Here is an 18,048-nt window from a genome sequence, read left to right as displayed (position 1 = left end):
TCACGTATTTAATTACCCTCACCTTCCGTATTACTGGATTGAGGGAAGTATTTTTCTTTGACTTGAGCATGACTCATCAAAATATCACGAGCCTTACTGCCCACATTAGGACCAACGATTTTCAAATCCTCCATAGTATCTACGAGACGCGCTGCTCGTGTATAACCAATTCGGAATCGTCGTTGTAACATAGACACAGAGGCCTGACCAGAGTCCATCACGAGATCAACGGCACGTTCCAAGAGCTCATCGCGGAATTCCTCCTCTTTCTTCTCTTCTTTGGCCTCTTCTTTCTCCTCTGCCTCTGTTACAGTATCATCATATTCAGGCTGACGCTGAGCTTTCACAAAGGAAACAAGATGTTCCACCTCATCATCACTGATGAAAGCACCTTGAATACGCACTGGTTTATTAGACCCAATTGGGGCAAACAACATATCACCTTTACCAAGTAATTTTTCAGCCCCCGCCATATCAAGAATGGTACGGGAGTCGATTTGTGTAGCTACGGCAAAGGAAATACGGCTTGGTACGTTCGCCTTGATTGTACCAGTAATTACATTAACAGATGGACGTTGTGTCGCCAGAACCATGTGCAGACCAGCAGCACGAGCCATCTGTGCCAAACGGCTAATGGATTCCTCAATGTCTGCTGGTGCCGTCATCATCAAGTCGGCTAACTCATCGATAATAATAAGCACTAATGGCATCGCTGTTTTAGGATGTAATTCGTTATACCGTTTCACATCACGCACGCCTGTAGCGGCGAATGTACGGTACCGCGCCTCCATTTCACGAACAGCCCAACGGAGGACAGCTGCCGCCTTTTTCATATCTGTTACAACAGGTGCCATCAAATGAGGAATACCATTGTATGTAGATAATTCAACCATTTTAGGGTCAATAAGGATTAGCTTAACTTCCTCTGGTTTACGGCTGAATAAAATACTAGAAATCAATGTATTAATACATACGGATTTACCAGAACCCGTTGAACCGGCTACCAATAGATGCGGCATTTTTGCCAAATCTGTGATAATCGGTTTACCTGCAATGTCCTTGCCAAGGCCAACGGGAATGCCTCCACGAGCGCCTTTAAAGTCATCACAGTCCAATACATCCCGAAGATGTACAGCAGATATCGATTTATTAGGTACCTCGATACCAATAGCAGATTTGCCCGGAATTGGAGCCTCCATACGGATATCTGCAGCAGCTAGGCTCAATTTCAAGTCATCTGTAAGATTGACAATTTTACTAACCTTCGTGCCTGGTGCAGGTTCTAACTCGTAACGAGTTACCGCAGGACCTTGTGTGGCATTAACAACTCTAGCTGTAATACCAAAACTTTTCAATGTAGTTTCAAGAAGACTCGCATTATGTGCGACTTCTTCACTCGCGACTTGACTGACTTCACCTTTAGCAAGAATTTCTAAACTAGGGAAATGATATTCCCGTTCAATAGAACGATGAATCTTACCTTCTGTAGACACCGCGACTGCTGCAGTATCCTCTTCAGTTCCCTCAATCGAAGGTACTATTGGTACTATTGGTGCTATTGGTGCTATTGGTACTGCATCGACAGTACGAACATCCCCCTCCCCACTCTCGATAAGAGAGCGACGAACAAATGGTTTTTCCTCTGTAGGGGCGTGATTGTCAAATTCATCATATTCATCATCATAATTCGTATCATCAAAATCGTCATAACCACTATCATAAGATTCTGGTACCCCATAATTGATAGCACTAGTAGGTGAGGTTACGGTCTCTATATCATGTAATGGTTCAAATGTATCATCCACTGAAATCGCTTCAATTTCTGGCTCTACCACATCGAAAGCATTATTATCACCATATACATGATTTGTATCACCAAAATCAGAATTATTAAGAGTACTCATTGGCCCCACTACATAATCATCTGTAGATGGTCCAGCTATGTTTTCTACAGATGGTACCGATGTATTTTCAATTGTTACCGTTTCTACAGGTTCTATTGATGCAGATTCTACTGATGCAGATACTGATGGTGCAGATACTACAGAATCTACTGTAGTATCCATATTTCTTGCATATGGATTTACGTCATTAGCATTTACAGTACTATCCGCAGTTACATTGTCTTGATGGGACTCAACATTAAATCCACGTTCTGCTAGCGCAGCTTTTGCACTATCTGCTACTTCTTCAAATCGAGTATCTCGTTCACGGTTATAAGCACGACGCTCAGCAGCCGCTACTTTACGTTGTTCATTCCAATCCTCAAGAAGAGTTTTCATTTCACGAGCTTTTTCAGCAGCTGCATCCTTCATCACTTGTGCTTGTTCTGCTGCAATATCTTTAGCTACGTCAACGCCAACCTTAGCTACATCTACACCGACTTGTGCTGTGTCCTTCGCCTTGTGAAGACCTTTACTCAAAGACAAGCGGAAAATAAGCATCCCAAGGGCGATTAATAGGATTACATCAAGAATGATAGATCCTATTTCCCCAACGATAGTACGCAACACCATTGCTACAAGGCCACCTATAAAGCCACCTTGATTCAATAAATTTACTGTATATAATTCTTGCCCTGCTGGTACACGCCACAATGGGACGAGGGCCATCAAGAAAATAAAAAACAATGTAAATAATACGCCTCGTTTTGTAAACGATATAAAGCTGCCACTATATAACAAGCGCCAGCCAGCATATAACCAAGCTAGACAGGGAATAATTCCACCTAACCCGAAACCATATTGAAAAATACCTGTCAAAAACTCGCCTACAATACCTACTTTAATTCCAAAGAAACCAATCAAAGCCACGATACCAAAAGCGATGACAATTAAACCTTTCACCTCTTTAGAAAGAGAGAATCCTTCACTAGATTGACCCACATTCGCCTTTGTAGGGCGCTTACGAGTTGTTTTTCTCGCAGTGGTCGTTCTCTTTCGTCTAGGTGCGACCTTTTTTTCGTCTGCCATATCTATGTTAATCCTTATCTCTCAAAACTGTGCACAAATACACCTGGCTCTATACAGGCGTATGATGCAATCTATATCAATGTGTCATATATACACTTAAATATCATTTAATTATACCATATATTGTAGTATATTGTTTATTTTCTATATAGTTTTTTATTTCTTCAAACCAATTCTACGTTCCCAGTCATCCAGTAAGGATTCTTCTCGACCTCGTCGATGGCCCTCGTAATACTTAGCTTTCACCAATGGATCAGGCAAATACTGTTGTTTTACATAGGCATTCGGATAACTATGGGCATATTTATAGGTCTGCCCATGACCTAGTTTGATAGCCCCACTGTAATGAGAATCCTTCAAATGATCTGGCACCTGTCCACACTCCTTGTGACGTACATCAGCAATAGCCGCATCAATACCCATGTATGCACTGTTACTCTTAGGCGCAAGCGCTACATAGACTGCCGCTTCTGAAAGTATAATACGCGCCTCAGGGAATCCCACCAAATGCGCCGCCTGTGCTGCTGCATTAGCAATCACAAGCGCTTGTGGATCAGCAAGCCCTACATCCTCAGCAGAACAAATGACGATACGACGAGCAATAAAATTAGGATCTTCACCAGCCTCAATCATACGTGCTAAATAGTGCAATGTCGCCTGTACATCAGATCCACGCATACTTTTAATAAAAGCAGAAATTGTGTCGTAATGATTGTCACCTTTTTTATCGTAACTATACACCCGACGGCCTACGACCTTTTCTAGCACCTCCAGGGTAATCGTTCCACCCTCCGGTACCATGGCCGAAGCCTGTTCTAAAATATTGAGGGCCATGCGACCATCACCATTAACGAAAATGCCGATTTCCTCAAGCAAATTGTCCTCAACATGTAAATGACGCTCCCCGATGCCTACCTCAGTATCCGTGAGGGCACGATGCAAAATTTGAGCAATCGCCTTAGGAGTTAATAGTTCAAGGGTAATCAAACGTAATCTAGATAATAAAGGACGATTTACCTCGAAAAATGGATTCTCCGTAGTGGCACCAATCAAAATGATGGTACCATCCTCAACACATGGTAATAGCACGTCCTGTTGACTCTTATTAAAGCGATGAATTTCATCGAGGAATAAAATAGTTCGCTGTTGCAACGAACGAATGCGCTTACGCGCCTCTTCTATAATCTTACGCAGTTCACCAATGCCTGCATTGGTAGCGTTTAAATTTACAAAATGACTGTGACTGATTTTGGCAATAATACCCGCCAATGTCGTCTTACCAGTCCCACAAGGGCCATAGAACAACATAGACGGAATTGTATTCTGTTCAACCATGGCGCGCAAAAAAGTTCCCTTACCCACAGCCTTTTCTTGGCCAAAGAAATGATCCAAGCTAGTTGGTCTCATTCTTACCGGTAATGGTTCATACTTATTCACTTCAATAGTATCAAACAAACTATCCATTGTCGTCACTCCTCATATAATAAAAAAACCGCCCTTAGGCGGAAAGAACCCCACCATGCCGTAATGTACCGCGTTTTGATCCTGCAAGAGCAGGTGGGTGTCCGCCTCATAACATTGCGTACTCCGAAGAGCGTCGTGCCGCTATGAGAGTTTGAACTCCCGAAGTAGATGTGTTGGCTCAAAACTGCGATATCACACGCACACAGCAGGGATATCTTATGGCTATATAATAGCATTAATATATATACATTTCAAGACTTGACAATTCAGAATTTATGCATATTAACACCAGTTTTTACACAATAAAAGAGCCCCCCTATATATGTTTCGCAGAGACATTGCGCCGTAGGCGCTCAGGAGCGAAAAACATATATAGGGGGGCGATATAGTTGTTACACTAAGCTTTGAGTTTCTTCTTCAGTATCGGGTTTGATATGAAGTTCTTTCAACTGTTTCGCTTCTACTTCAGATGGAGCTTGGCTCATCAAGTCAGACGCGCTTTGTGTTTTAGGGAACGCAATTACATCACGGATAGATTTGCGTTTTGCCATCAACATTACCAAGCGGTCAAGACCGAATGCACAGCCACCATGTGGAGGAGCGCCGAATTGGAATGCATCAAGCATGAATCCGAATTTGGATTTTGCTTCTTCTTCAGACAAGCCGATAGCTTTGAATACGCGTTCTTGAATATCGGATTGATAAATACGCAAGGAACCACCACCGATTTCAACACCGTTCAATACCATATCATAAGCGATAGCTTTTACAGAACCTGGATCAGTTTCTAATTTATCAAGGTCTGCTTCACGAGGCATTGTGAACGGATGATGCATTGCTACGAAGCGTTTATCTTCTTCGCTGTATTCGAACATAGGGAAATCAGTTACCCATGTGAATGCCAACAAGTCTTCATCAATCATATTCATGCGGCGAGCCATTTCAAGGCGCAATTCGCCAAGAGCTTTAGCTACTGTTGCTGGTTTATCAGCAATCATCAATACAAGGTCGCCAGGTTGAGCGTTCATAGCTGTACCAATATTGCGAATTGTATCTTCACCCAAGAATTTCATGATTTGAGATTTAATGGAACCATCTTCGTTGAAGCATGCCCATGCCAAACCTTTAGCGCCATAACGGCCTACATAATCAACAAGGTCATCTAGTTCACGACGAGGGATACCAGCATCGCCAGGCACAACGATACCTTTTACAACGCCACCATTATCGATAACGGAACGGAATACTTTGAATTCAGTATCTTTCACATATTCAGTAACGTCTGTGAAAGCCATGTCAAAGCGAAGATCTGGTTTATCAGAACCGTATTTATCCATTGCTTCGTCCCAAGTGATACGAGGCATTGGCAATACTAAGTCTTTACCCATTGTAGTTTTGAATACATGAGCTACCATTTGTTCCAACATTGTCAAAATATCTTCTTCATTGATAAAGCTCATTTCAATATCGAGTTGAGTAAACTCAGGTTGACGGTCAGCACGCAAATCTTCATCGCGGAAACAACGAACGATTTGGAAATATTTTTCATAACCAGCAACCATCAAGATTTGTTTGAAAATTTGTGGAGATTGTGGCAATGCATAGAATGTACCTGCATTAACACGGGAAGGCACCAAATAGTCACGAGCACCTTCTGGTGTACTCTTAGTCAACATTGGCGTTTCGATTTCCATGAAATCATGGTTATCGAAGAAGTCGCGCATTGCTTTTGTTACTTTATGACGAAGGATCAAGTTACGTTGCATTTCTGGGCGACGAAGGTCCAAATAACGATATTTCAAGCGGATATTTTCATCAACGTCCACATCGTCTTGAATGTAGAATGGAGGTGTTTTGGATGAATTCAACACACGTAATTCTTCGCAGTACATTTCAAATTGACCAGTTGGTAAGTTTGGATTCACTGCATCCGCATCACGTTCTGTAATTTTACCACGTACGCATAATACGAATTCGTTACGTACGTCTTCTGCTTTATGGAAAGATTCCATATTATGATCTGGAGATGCTACGATTTGTACTACCCCAGAACGATCGCGAAGATCGATAAAAATAAGTCCGCCATGATCACGACGACGTTCAACCCAACCGCACAATACGACCTCTTGCCCTACCTGTTCAGCAGAGATAGTACCACAACTATGTGTGCGGTGTAACCCTTTCATTGTTTCCATTCTTAATGTCATCCTTTCACCAAAGAAGTAATATGTTCAGAAATAGTGCTGAGTGGCACTGTTTCCTGTTCACTCGTTTCCATGAATCGTACAATGGCCTCGCCATTAGCTAATTCATCATCACCCAATATAATAACATATTTTGCGTTAATTTTGTTAGCATATTTTAATTGGGCTTTCATACTCTTGCCTTGACCATCCATTTCGCAAGGAATGTAATGCTCTCTCACAGATTGTACAATTTTGAAAGCCTCTACCTTCGCCGCATCACCAAGGGCTACGACAAATACAGATGGATCCACTGCTGGTTCTGGCAATAGATTTTGTTTTTCTAAAGCCAATAACAATCGTTCCATACCCATGGCAAAACCAATGGCTGGTGTGGATGGTCCCTCTAATTGTTCTACAAGGCCATCATAGCGACCACCACCGGCTACAGCACTTTGGGCGCCTAATGGGGTATATTGTACTTCAAAAGCAGTTTTTGTGTAGTAATCGAGGCCACGCACCAAACGTGGATTCAAATTATATTGTACATTGGCTGCATCCAATAGAGTTTTTACTTCCTCGAAATGATCATGACATTCCGTGCAAAGATGTTCATGAATTTCAGGAGCCCCTACGGACAAATCCTTACAAGTTTCATTCTTACAATCCAAAATACGAAGCGGGTTTTTATATAAACGCTCTTGGCAATCTGGACATAATTGTTCTTTTTTAGGTTCAAAGAAGGCAATTAATTTCTCGCGGTACGCTGGTCGGCAATTTGGACAACCTACAGAGTTTACCTCTACATTTAAATCCTGCAAACCAAAACTACGCAACAATTGCAAAATCATACAAATAACTTCGCTATCCACTACTGGAGATTGAGAGCCTAATACCTCTGCCCCAAATTGGTGGAATTGACGGTAACGCCCTGCTTGTGGTTTATCATGACGGAACATAGGTCCGATGTAAAACCATTTGGTAAGGCCTTCTTTACCATATACTTTATTTTCTAAATACGCACGCACTGCAGATGCTGTGTTTTCCGGACGCAATGTAAATGTTTGGTCTGTATGATCCCCCGTAGAGAATGTGTACATTTCCTTTTGCACTACGTCAGTAGTTTCACCGATACCGCGCAAAAATAATTTTGTATCTTCAAATACAGGTGTGCGAATTTCATTAAAACCATAGGTTTTGCAAATATCGCGCATATACTGTTCTATGAAATGCCAGTTACCAATTTGTTCCGGCAAGAAATCTTGTGTGCCCTTTGGTTTTCTAATTGCCATTTACACGACCTCCCAAAACGATTTGCATAAAGCACTACGCTTATCTAATAATTGTTCTATTGTGCGAATGTATACATCCACGTCTTTTGGCATGTGCTGTTTTTTCTGACGGAACTCTGGAGCGCGCATCCATTTGGATGAACTGCCAGGTCCCATGGACAGCACAGATTGTCGTTCCTCCATCATGCGAATATTATAATCACATGCATGGCCTTCCAAGGTATAGCCAATATTTTCTAATTGTCCCGTCATATATTGTTGACGATATAAATAATATGGTCTGTACCCAGCGGTTTCAAGTCTTTCACGCGCTACATTTACCATATGACGAACTTGTTCTTCATTAGGCAAACGCTGTTGCATATGACTTTCATAAAGAGGGCTACCTTTTTTTAATGCCAATGTATGAATTGTAACATTTTCCGGTAGGCTCCGACAAATATAATCCATATTTTCTGTCATATCCCTGTCAGTTTGTTCTGGCAAGCCAGCAATGAAATCCATATTCACTGCCAGAGATGTATGACGTTTCACATATTGATAGAGGTCGTCGATATCCTGCGCCGTATGACCACGCCCAATACGCGCTAAAATCGCATCCTGCATAGTCTGTGGATTTATGCTGATGCGATTCACCTCATGACGAACCATGGTATTAATTTTTTCAGGGGTCACCGAATCAGGACGACCTGCCTCAACGGTAAATTCCCTTCCTTCCGGTACCAATGGTGAAAGCTTCGCCAGCACCCGTTCAAATTCTAGGTCTGGCAAAATCGTCGGCGTACCGCCCCCCATATAGAGGCTCATAACATCCAATTCGTGCTCCTGTACCATATGTGCCATATGATCCATATCGCACTCTAATGCCTCAATGAATCCATTGTGGTTGCCATAGTTTTGCCACATACCATAGGGGAAAGAGCAATACACGCAATGGGTCTGACAAAATGGAATACCACAATAAAGACTCACCAGTGTATCCTTGATGATATTAGGATCTACATAAGGACGTTGAAACTCACCGATGTCTGTAAGCAAACCGAGTTTCTCTGGAGACACAGAAAACTCTGCCTCTATCCAATTCGCTACCGATGCCGCATCAGGAGCTTTATCCCGATATTTATGAAACAGCTTGGTCGGTCTAACACCAACCAAGCTGCCCCATTCATTATATGACGCCAAGCCTTGTAATCCTCGTAAATAAGCCAACAATTGTTGTCCCATTTTACGACGACCTATAGATGTGACATTCCCATGAATGACAAATGGTTCTTGACCACTGACATTCACGGCAAGTGTGTACAAGCGAGCTACCTCTTTACCGATGAGCGTCACTTGAGGATTCACTTTGTTTGAAAACAATCCGGCAGCCCCGCAATTATGAGCAACTACGGAACCTAGCGGCAATGGTCCCTCGTAATGATAGCTTTTAAGCATGGTGTGTTGGTCCGATAGGCTCACCTGCAGCTTTCATTTTTTCTTGGCATTTACTGCAATAACCATATACTTTTAATTGGTGATCAATAGTGTGGAAATTTAATTTTTTAGCGATAATAGATTCTAATGTTTCTAACATATCATCTTCAAATTCGCTAACTTCATTACATTTCACACAAATCAAATGATGATGGAAATGAGCAAATTCTTCGTCATTCAATTCATAACGATTACGGCCATCACCAAAATCAAGACGTTTTAATAAATCAAGTTCTGTGAATAAATCAAGTGTTCTATAAATCGTAGCCAAACCAATTTCAGGGGCCACTTGTTTCACCAGACCGTATACATCTTCGGCACTCAAATGATTTTCTTCAGCATCAATAAATGCTTGTAAAATCGTTTGACGTTGGGTAGTCAACTTATATTTCTTATCTTTGATACGCTCTTTTAATTTTTCCATTGTAGAATTCATGTTATTGCTCCTCCTTGTAAAACTTGTTAAAATACCATAATTTTTCCATAATAATTTGAATAATTGCCGTAACAGGTACCGCTGTCATCATCCCTATAACCCCATATAAGGAACCACCAATAAAGATGACTGAAATGATAACTACCGGATGCAACTTAATAATGTGCCCCATTACTTTAGGCATAATAATTTGTGAATCTATCATTAAAATGATGAAGTAGGTGATAGCTACTTTCACCGCAAGTGTGCCCCCTATCAAAGCCGCCAAAATAATGGCTGGCCCCGCACTGATAAAAGGCCCGATGATAGGCATCCATTCTGCAATAAACGCTAATAGCGCTAACACGAAAGGATACGGCAAATCATACGCAAAGGCAACTATAAGAATAATAACAAACATGTTGGTGGCCAATACGAGCTGACCTCGCAAATACCCCCCTACTGTTTGGTGAATCTGATTGAATGCATCATACAGATGTTTTGTTGTCGGTTCGGGAAACACATTGATGATAGAGCGTTTCAGCTGGCGACCATCCTTGAGTAAATAAAATGTAATAATCGGTACAAGTAATAACTCTAAGAGCATACCTGCGAAGGAAAATACAGCCGTAATCCCTTGCTGTGCCAATTCTACACCATAATTACCAATACGAGTGATAGCCATCCCTACAACTGCTTCAATTTGTGGTGGCAATCCCGTTTCCCCAGATCCTGTAGGAATGAGTTTCGTCAATCCATAAACTTGTGACATGATAGATGGAAAATTTGCCACCAACCGAGTAAACTCAGTTAAAAATGGTGTTAATACTAGAATCGTCGCTAAATAAAGTAGCAACGCCACTAGTAAAAATGCTGGTAAAATGGCTATAGATCGTGGTAGCCAAGTGAGGCCAAAGCGTTTTTGTAACGTATCTTGCATGATGTTTACCAATGGTAACAAAATGAGTGTTAGCACAAAAGAAACAACAAATGGTAACGCCACAGCTTTGGTTCCCATCAAGAGCAGTATAGCCATGATGCTAATCATCGTGACCCGTAGCCAATATTGAATTGAATGTTTTGCCATAGGTGCCCCTTTTTCTCAATATTCGTACCTAGGAATTCGTTATATCCGTATCCATCCCGTATCCATCATAATGACTATGAAAATATTAGGCAATCCAGTTATGCCCCCACAAATGGATTATATTGCTTTTCATAACCAATTTGCGTTTCTGGACCATGTCCCGGATACGCTACTGTTTCCTCTGGCAAGGTGTACAACTTGTCCTTAATAGCATTAATCAAAGTGTCATAATCACCACCATCAAAATCTGTACGCCCAATGGAGCCTCTAAATAATGTATCCCCGACGAATACTAGAGCACCATCCATATAGTAACAAACACCACCTGGTGTATGACCTGGTGTTTCGTACACAGAAAGATGAATATTGCCTAAATCGAATGTATCTCCTTCTTTTACAGAACGAATATCTCCTGTAACCGTAAGGTTCTGTCCATAATTAGAGCTCAAATTAAGATCTGCATTAGTGAGATACTCCCGGTCGCCATCATGAATATATACCGGTACAGGATATTGATTAATAATCTCTTGTACACCGCCAATATGATCAGCATGACCATGAGTTAATAGAATCGCTGCAGGTTCTAAATTATGTTTTTCCAAACTTTCTAATACATCAGCTGTAGCTGGGTCAATAATATATGCCTTGCCTAGTTCTTTGTCCCCCACCACATAACAGTTGGTTCCTAGTGCCCCTAATGGCATACGCATCAACGCAAGTTGACTAAAATCTGTCATTAAGCACCTCCATGTGCACGTTGTACCGTGTATACATCGCGAACACGGCGCAACTTAGTCATTACAAATTCTAATTGTGAGATATCTTTAATCTCTATAACCAAACTAATATTAACGTTCTTCGTATCGTCATCGACCTTCGCGTTAATATTGGTAATATTAATTTTTAATTCTGAAAGTACCGCCATCACTTCCATTAAAATGCCGGTGCGATCATAGGCATGAATTTCTACACCTACATGGAAGGAATCGTTTGTCGCTTGATCCCAAGACACTTCAATCATACGTTCCAAATCTTCAGGAGTATGACCTATACTTGTACAATCGCCACGATGGACGGAGATACCGCGACCTCTTGTAATATAACCGATAATTTCATCACCTGGCACTGGATTACAACATTTGGCCATCCGTACCATGAGACCTGCTTCACCTTTTACAAGAACACCAGTACCAGCCTTAGATTTCTTAGGACGGTGAGCCTTAAGTTTTTCAACAATTTCCTCTGTAGTTTGTTTAGCTTCTTCTTTTTCCGTTTCCTTCTTATAGAGTTCTACGATACGAAGAAGAACAGTACTTACTGGAATTCCACCATAACCACAAGCTGCGAATAATTCATCAGGTGTACCAGCATTAAGCATTTTAGTAACTTGCTCGATGCGTTCCTGCGTGCCCACTTGCTTCCAATTATAATTAAGACGTTTCGCTTCTTTTTCAAGAGCATCCTGACCTTTTTGAATATTTTCTTCTTTATTTTCTCGTTTGAACCAGTTACGGATTTTAGATTTACTTTCACTAGAACCAACGATATTGAGCCAGTCTAAACTAGGCCGTCCAGTTTTAGATGTAATGATATCCACGATATCACCATTTTTCAAGGTGTAATCGAGGGGTACAATTTTACCATTGATTTTAGCACCCACACAACGATGACCTACATCAGTATGTACACGATATGCAAAATCAAGCGGTACTGACCCATTTGGTAATTTCACTACATCGCCCTTAGGAGTAAATACGAATACCTCACCAGAGAATACATCTAGTTTCAATGCATTCACCAATTCCTTAGGGTTACTAGTATCTTGCCATTCCAGTACTTGACGAAGCCATGCAACCTTTTGATCAAAGTCCTTGTCTCCATTTTTATTGCCTTCTTTATAGCGCCAATGAGCCGCTACCCCATATTCAGATACACGATGCATATCCCACGTACGAATTTGGATTTCTACAGGTTGCCCCATAGTACCAATAATGGTAGTGTGCAAGGATTGATACATGTTCGATTTAGGCATAGAAATGTAATCCTTAAATCGATATGGCAATGGTTTCCAAATACTATGAGCAATACCGAGGACTGCATAACAATCTGGAATTGTGTCTACAATAACACGCACCGCATACAAATCATAAATTTGGGACAAATCTTTGTTGTCCTTTTTCATTTTTTTGTAAATACTGTAGAAATGCTTTGGACGCCCTTTAATATCTGCCTTGATATCTGCATCGCCCAAAGCCTTTGTTAATTGCGCCATAGTATCATTAACAATAGCTTCCCGAGCTTGGCGTTTTTGTTTCATTTGATCAACGAGATCATAATATTTATCTGGCTCCAAATAACGGAAAGACAAATCTTCTAATTCCCATTTGATATTGAAAATACCTAATCGATGAGATAAAGGTGCAAAGATTTCTAATGTTTCCTTAGCAATATGTTTTTGTTTATCACTGCGCATATACTTTAAGGTACGCATATTATGCAAACGGTCACCCAATTTGATAACGATAACACGTACATCTTTTGCCATAGCCAAAATCATTTTTCGATAATTTTCTAATTGTTGATCTTCTTTAGTAACGTATTGAAATTGGTTTAATTTCGTTACACCATCCACAAGGAACGCCACTTCTGAGCCAAACAATTCTTCTATATCTTCTTTTGTATAGGATGTATCCTCTACCACATCATGTAACAGAGCAGCTATCAAGGTTTCATGGTCAATTTGTAAATTGGCCAATATTTCTGCCACTGCCAATGGATGCATAATATAGGGTTCGCCAGAGGCACGAGTTTGACCCTCATGGGCTTTATCTGCTAACTCAAAGGCTTTCATAATTTGAGCACATTCCTCGTCACTCAAATAACTATGAACGAGATCCATGAATGCTTGTAATTCTTTTTCTTTATTAAAGGTACCTTCTTCGATAATCACTTGACCTTCTTCAGTGTTAATCATGGACTCACCTCCTGCTTGCTGTATGTTAAAAATGTAATAGATGTAACCAAATCAAGTTTTCCTTGCACTTGATTCCAACGATACATTGGCAATCCATCATCATTTTCATCTTCTAAAATAATACCGAGTTCCTTAAATACTTGTAATGCCATCATAGCGGACGCATGATTTTGATTCTTTGGATGCCGCCTTAGCACCTCTTGTTCCATCTGATATTGTGAAAGCCTACCACCTCTAGCAATTTGTTTTACCACTAAATACATTTCTCGTAAGCCTTCTGTGGTGAGTACAATATGTTGCTCACCTAAAAGTTCAATATCTTGAATCATCAGTTGTGGAGATACATAGCCTTGCCACTCATTTTTTTGCAATGAAAATGCGACTTTCACCATATCCCCGGCAAAAATTTGTTTAAATAGGTCGGGCCGATTCCATGCAATGGCATCAATAGAACCTTGAGCAGTTTTCAAAATAACCTTGCAATGTTTTTTTAACTGCCCCATAAGTATCACGTCTTGCACCTCTGCACTGGTAACAGCAAACACAGGTGTACTATTTCCCATACCATAAGGTTCAAGAGCTGCGATATTATCTATAATTTCTACATCAATATCATTCACTGGCAATGTGGTATCAATATTGACTATAGGAACATAATCCTCTGTTGTTAGTTGTTTTCGACAATAACCATCAAGACGTTCACGCAATTCATCAATATGTGCCGCATCAATGCTAAATCCAGCGGCCGCCGCATGTCCACCAAATTGCAAGAGAAGATCTTCACAAAACTTCAATGCCTCATAGACATTAAATCCTTCGATACTTCGGCAAGAACCTTTACCCACTCCATCATGGATGGATAACACCATCGTTGGTTTGTAAAACTCCTCTACTAGACGAGAGGCAACGATACCGATAACCCCAGGGTGCCATCCTTCACCACCCACAACAATGATATGATCAGCCTTGTGACCTTGATTAATCACATCTTGGCGAGCCATTTCATGAATATGTCGTTCCAATTCCTGGCGTTCCACATTTGTAGCCTGTAATTCATCGGTAATATCTAATGCTTTCTCAGCATTGGTAGTAACTAATAATTCCACAGCACGCGTCGCATGAGATACACGGCCAGCTGCATTCAGTCTAGGTGCCAATGTATAGCCAATATGGCCTGCGGTAATTTGTTTTCCTGTAAGGCCTGCTACACTGATGAGGGCATTAATACCGATATTCGGGTTCTCCACCATTTTAGCAAGACCTGCTTGTACCACAATACGGTTTTCACCTACCAGTGGTACCACATCAGCTACGGTCCCCAATGCAACAATATCTAAATCCTCACGATACCATTCACCCGTTTTACGCAACCAAATAGCTTGGGCCAATTTAAAAGCCACCCCTACACCAGATAAATTTTTATCTTCATAGAGACAACCCGGTTGTTTATGGTTTATCACCGCATCAGCATTTGGAATTTGGTCCGGTGCATTATGATGATCTGTAATGACCATATGAACGCGACCCTTCACTTGCTCCACAATATCATATGAGCTAATACCACAGTCAACAGTAATAATGAGTGCTGTTCCCTGTTCAATAAGGTGCTCCAAGGCTTCTAAATTTAGGCCATACCCTTCGCCTTGTCGTTCTGGAATGTAATAGCTCACATTCGCCCCTAATCGGCTAAAAAAACGATATAACAAGGACGTTGCTGTAATACCATCCACATCATAATCACCATAAATGACAATAGGCTTGTGTTGTTCCAGTATATCCTCAATGAGAGCTACACCTTCTATCATGCCCTTTAATGTGAAAGGATCTAGTAAGCTATCCATAGAGCCATACAAAAACTGTTGCCCACTGATGCTATCAAATCCACGGTTAACCAGCAATTTAGCGACAACAGGTGTAACCCCTAAATCATTAACCAATCTATTCTCTTGTGTTGTATCTCCAGATTTAACTAGCCATCGTTTTTTAATCATAGTTTATACCACACATAACCCCTAATTTATAAGGCCATTTCATAATCAATATTACTTAGGCCACATACTTATTATCATTATCATTTTCTATATTATACCCCTTATCATTCAATAAATAAAGGGAAATATAATTTTAATTCTCAAATTATTATTTTATTTTTCTCAACAAAATAGACACCATTACACAATTCGTATTGATAATGGTGTCTATCCTTATAAAAGCTAGCTTATACCCTACTAGGTATAGCCTTGTCATCATATTGTATTGTCTACATCGACAAAAATCAAACCGTAGTAAATCACTCTGTATAGGTTTCAAATCGTATACTACTGTTAAATTAGATACCTCATCAAATAGTCTAGAATCGGAAATCCCGTTCCCCATCTTCCATTTGTGCAATATATTGTTGCACTTTATTCTTTACAAGATCATTTTTGATGAGATCCATTTGGCTTTCAATAACCTTTTCCCCATCAGCCTTAGTCGTTTCAGAACCATAGTCCATGATATATTCCTTCAACGTCATCAACGCATTCGGTTGACAACAGTTATGAATTTGACCAGATTTCGCCAATGCCATGAAACGGTCACCCGTACGTCCCGCACGATAGCAAGCAGTACAGAAACTAGGTACATAACCAAGGTGTAATAACCAGTCTACGATTTCATCAAGGGAACGAGTATCGCTACGATCAAATTGCGCCGAATTGTCTTCTGGGGCTTCTTCTTCCTTGTAACCACCAACGCTAGTACGAGAACCACCACTGATTTGAGAGATCCCAAGTGCTAGACCGCGTTCGCGCATACTTTGAGTTTCACGGGTAGACATAATCATGCCGGCATATGGTGCAGATACACGAAGCAAGGCAACGATTTTTTCAAATGTATCATCAGGAACCGCATTGCTAAAGTCCTCTACATCAATATCATCGGCCGGACAAATACGAGGCACAGAAATTGTATGTGGACCTACACCAAATACAGCTTCCAAATGTTCCGCATGCATCAACAAACCAACGAAATCGTAACGATAATGCTCAAGGCCGTACAATACGCCGATACCCACGTCATCGATACCACCTTGCATAGCACGGTCCATTGCTTCTGTATGATATGCATAATTACTCTTAGGACCTGTTGGATGCAATGCTTCATAATTTTCTTTATTATATGTTTCTTGGAATAATGTATATGTACCGATACCAGCTTCATGAAGTTTTTTGTAATCTTCTACTTCACAGGCTGCAATATTTACATTTACGCGACGAATTTCACCATTTTTATTTTTAATGGAATAAATCGTTTTAATGGATTCCAAGATATATTCTAATGGATTGTTAAGAGGATCTTCACCGGATTCAATAACGATACGTTTATGACCAAGTGCCTCTAGGGCAATAACCTCTTCACGAATTTGCTCTTGTGTCAATTTTTTACGTTTAATATCACGGTTTTTAGAGTGGTATGGGCAATATACGCAACCATTGATACAATAGTTAGACAAATAAAGTGGCGCAAACAATACGATGCGGTCACCATAAATGGCTTTTTTAATGTCCTTTGCCAAGGCAAATAATTTTTCTTTATACTCTGGCAATGGACATTCTAGCATAACGGCTGCTTCTCTATGGCTGAGCCCTTTGAATGTGGCTGCTTTTTCCAAAATCGCATCTAATAATTCGCGGTTCTCCTTATTCGCCTCTGCATAAGCGAGCGTATCTAATATCTCTTGGTGAGAAATAAATTCCTCTGCCTTGGGAGATTTCACATCATACATAGTACTGACCTCTTTTCTTATATAGGCACTTGGCCTTGTTTGTATAGAATTACACTGTATATTATAACTCTATCTTACAGTAATAAAAGCCTTACAGTAATAAAAGCTGAAAATATTATTTAATACAACATTTCAAGCATAATACACAAGAATACTTTTTATATTTCTAAAATATTCTATTTATATTAGTATAGCACTATTCATAGTACTATTCCTACCAAAACCAACAGGAATTTAAGGGAAATGTATATTAATTTCTGATAGGTGTTATGAAAATATGTAAACCTTTTACGGCAGTGTCAATCACGGCAAAGGATGTTAGTCTTGGAATCCAGTGGTCACTTAGTCTCTCGTTCCGAACGCCTTCGGCGTAAGTCACTCGAGTACCAAGTAACCACCGGATTCCAACGCTGTGT

The 18,048-nt window shown here is 40.5% G+C and carries 11 protein-coding genes and 1 other RNA gene; all 12 read right to left on the bottom strand.

Features of this window, described 5'->3' with window-relative positions; genetic code table 11:
- Positions 1-8 precede the first annotated feature (8 nt).
- On the bottom strand, positions 9-2,972 hold the full coding sequence (locus tag RVY80_RS07140; protein ID WP_317330067.1) for a DNA translocase FtsK 4TM domain-containing protein: 2,964 nt from the start codon (positions 2,970-2,972) through the stop codon (positions 9-11).
- A gap of 156 nt (positions 2,973-3,128) precedes the next feature.
- On the bottom strand, positions 3,129-4,436 hold the full coding sequence (locus RVY80_RS07135; protein ID WP_295193507.1) for a replication-associated recombination protein A: 1,308 nt from the start codon (positions 4,434-4,436) through the stop codon (positions 3,129-3,131).
- A 43-nt stretch (positions 4,437-4,479) separates the two neighbouring features.
- Positions 4,480-4,651, bottom strand: a non-coding RNA gene (gene ssrS, locus RVY80_RS07130) — 6S RNA.
- A 177-nt stretch (positions 4,652-4,828) separates the two neighbouring features.
- Entirely contained in the window at positions 4,829-6,631 is a 1,803-nt protein-coding gene (gene aspS, locus RVY80_RS07125) for an aspartate--tRNA ligase (protein WP_295193509.1), read from the bottom strand.
- An 8-nt stretch (positions 6,632-6,639) separates the two neighbouring features.
- Positions 6,640-7,911 carry a histidine--tRNA ligase gene (gene hisS, locus RVY80_RS07120; RefSeq protein WP_295188218.1) on the bottom strand — a complete coding sequence of 424 codons (1,272 nt, stop codon included), beginning with the start codon at positions 7,909-7,911 and terminating at the stop codon, positions 6,640-6,642.
- Positions 7,912-9,348 carry a coproporphyrinogen dehydrogenase HemZ gene (gene hemZ / locus RVY80_RS07115; protein WP_317330066.1) on the bottom strand — a complete coding sequence of 479 codons (1,437 nt, stop codon included), beginning with the start codon at positions 9,346-9,348 and terminating at the stop codon, positions 7,912-7,914.
- Entirely contained in the window at positions 9,341-9,823 is a 483-nt protein-coding gene (locus RVY80_RS07110; protein ID WP_317330065.1) for a Fur family transcriptional regulator, read from the bottom strand. The genes hemZ and RVY80_RS07110 overlap by 8 nt, the downstream gene beginning before the upstream one ends.
- 1 nt (position 9,824) lies before the next feature.
- Positions 9,825-10,889: an AI-2E family transporter gene (locus RVY80_RS07105; protein ID WP_317330064.1), complete on the bottom strand. Its 1,065-nt coding sequence runs from the start codon at positions 10,887-10,889 to the stop codon at positions 9,825-9,827.
- Between the two features lie 98 nt (positions 10,890-10,987).
- The gene (locus RVY80_RS07100) at positions 10,988-11,626 is read right to left on the bottom strand and encodes an MBL fold metallo-hydrolase (protein ID WP_295188225.1); all 639 of its coding nucleotides are present in this window, start codon (positions 11,624-11,626) and stop codon (positions 10,988-10,990) included.
- On the bottom strand, positions 11,626-13,863 hold the full coding sequence (locus tag RVY80_RS07095; RefSeq protein WP_295193515.1) for a RelA/SpoT family protein: 2,238 nt from the start codon (positions 13,861-13,863) through the stop codon (positions 11,626-11,628). Before RVY80_RS07095 ends, RVY80_RS07100 begins: the two co-directional genes overlap by 1 nt.
- Positions 13,860-15,854 (bottom strand): single-stranded-DNA-specific exonuclease RecJ, encoded by a 1,995-nt coding sequence (gene recJ, locus RVY80_RS07090; protein WP_317330063.1) that lies wholly within the window; start codon positions 15,852-15,854, stop codon positions 13,860-13,862. Before recJ ends, RVY80_RS07095 begins: the two co-directional genes overlap by 4 nt.
- A 359-nt stretch (positions 15,855-16,213) precedes the next feature.
- Positions 16,214-17,632, bottom strand: coding sequence for a [FeFe] hydrogenase H-cluster radical SAM maturase HydG (gene hydG / locus RVY80_RS07085; RefSeq protein ID WP_317330061.1), 1,419 nt, complete (start codon positions 17,630-17,632; stop codon positions 16,214-16,216).
- Positions 17,633-18,048 lie beyond the last annotated feature (416 nt).

It is taken from the genome of Veillonella absiana (assembly GCF_032970865.1).
Taxonomy (GTDB): domain Bacteria; phylum Bacillota; class Negativicutes; order Veillonellales; family Veillonellaceae; genus Veillonella; species Veillonella absiana.
Note: the sequence above shows the minus strand (reverse complement) of the source record. Positions and strands in the feature narration are given on the sequence as shown.

What these genes read in the sequence shown, in the direction of transcription:
- RVY80_RS07140 (WP_317330067.1), bottom strand. Translation starts at nt 2,972, where the DNA reads ATGGCAGACGAAAAAAAGGTCGCACCTAGACGAAAGAGAACGACCACT.
- RVY80_RS07135 (WP_295193507.1), bottom strand. Translation starts at nt 4,436, where the DNA reads ATGGATAGTTTGTTTGATACTATTGAAGTGAATAAGTATGAACCATTA.
- aspS (WP_295193509.1), bottom strand. Translation starts at nt 6,631, where the DNA reads ATGGAAACAATGAAAGGGTTACACCGCACACATAGTTGTGGTACTATC.
- hisS (WP_295188218.1), bottom strand. Translation starts at nt 7,911, where the DNA reads ATGGCAATTAGAAAACCAAAGGGCACACAAGATTTCTTGCCGGAACAA.
- hemZ (WP_317330066.1), bottom strand. Translation starts at nt 9,348, where the DNA reads ATGCTTAAAAGCTATCATTACGAGGGACCATTGCCGCTAGGTTCCGTA.
- RVY80_RS07110 (WP_317330065.1), bottom strand. Translation starts at nt 9,823, where the DNA reads ATGAATTCTACAATGGAAAAATTAAAAGAGCGTATCAAAGATAAGAAA.
- RVY80_RS07105 (WP_317330064.1), bottom strand. Translation starts at nt 10,889, where the DNA reads ATGGCAAAACATTCAATTCAATATTGGCTACGGGTCACGATGATTAGC.
- RVY80_RS07100 (WP_295188225.1), bottom strand. Translation starts at nt 11,626, where the DNA reads ATGACAGATTTTAGTCAACTTGCGTTGATGCGTATGCCATTAGGGGCA.
- RVY80_RS07095 (WP_295193515.1), bottom strand. Translation starts at nt 13,863, where the DNA reads ATGATTAACACTGAAGAAGGTCAAGTGATTATCGAAGAAGGTACCTTT.
- recJ (WP_317330063.1), bottom strand. Translation starts at nt 15,854, where the DNA reads ATGATTAAAAAACGATGGCTAGTTAAATCTGGAGATACAACACAAGAG.
- hydG (WP_317330061.1), bottom strand. Translation starts at nt 17,632, where the DNA reads ATGTATGATGTGAAATCTCCCAAGGCAGAGGAATTTATTTCTCACCAA.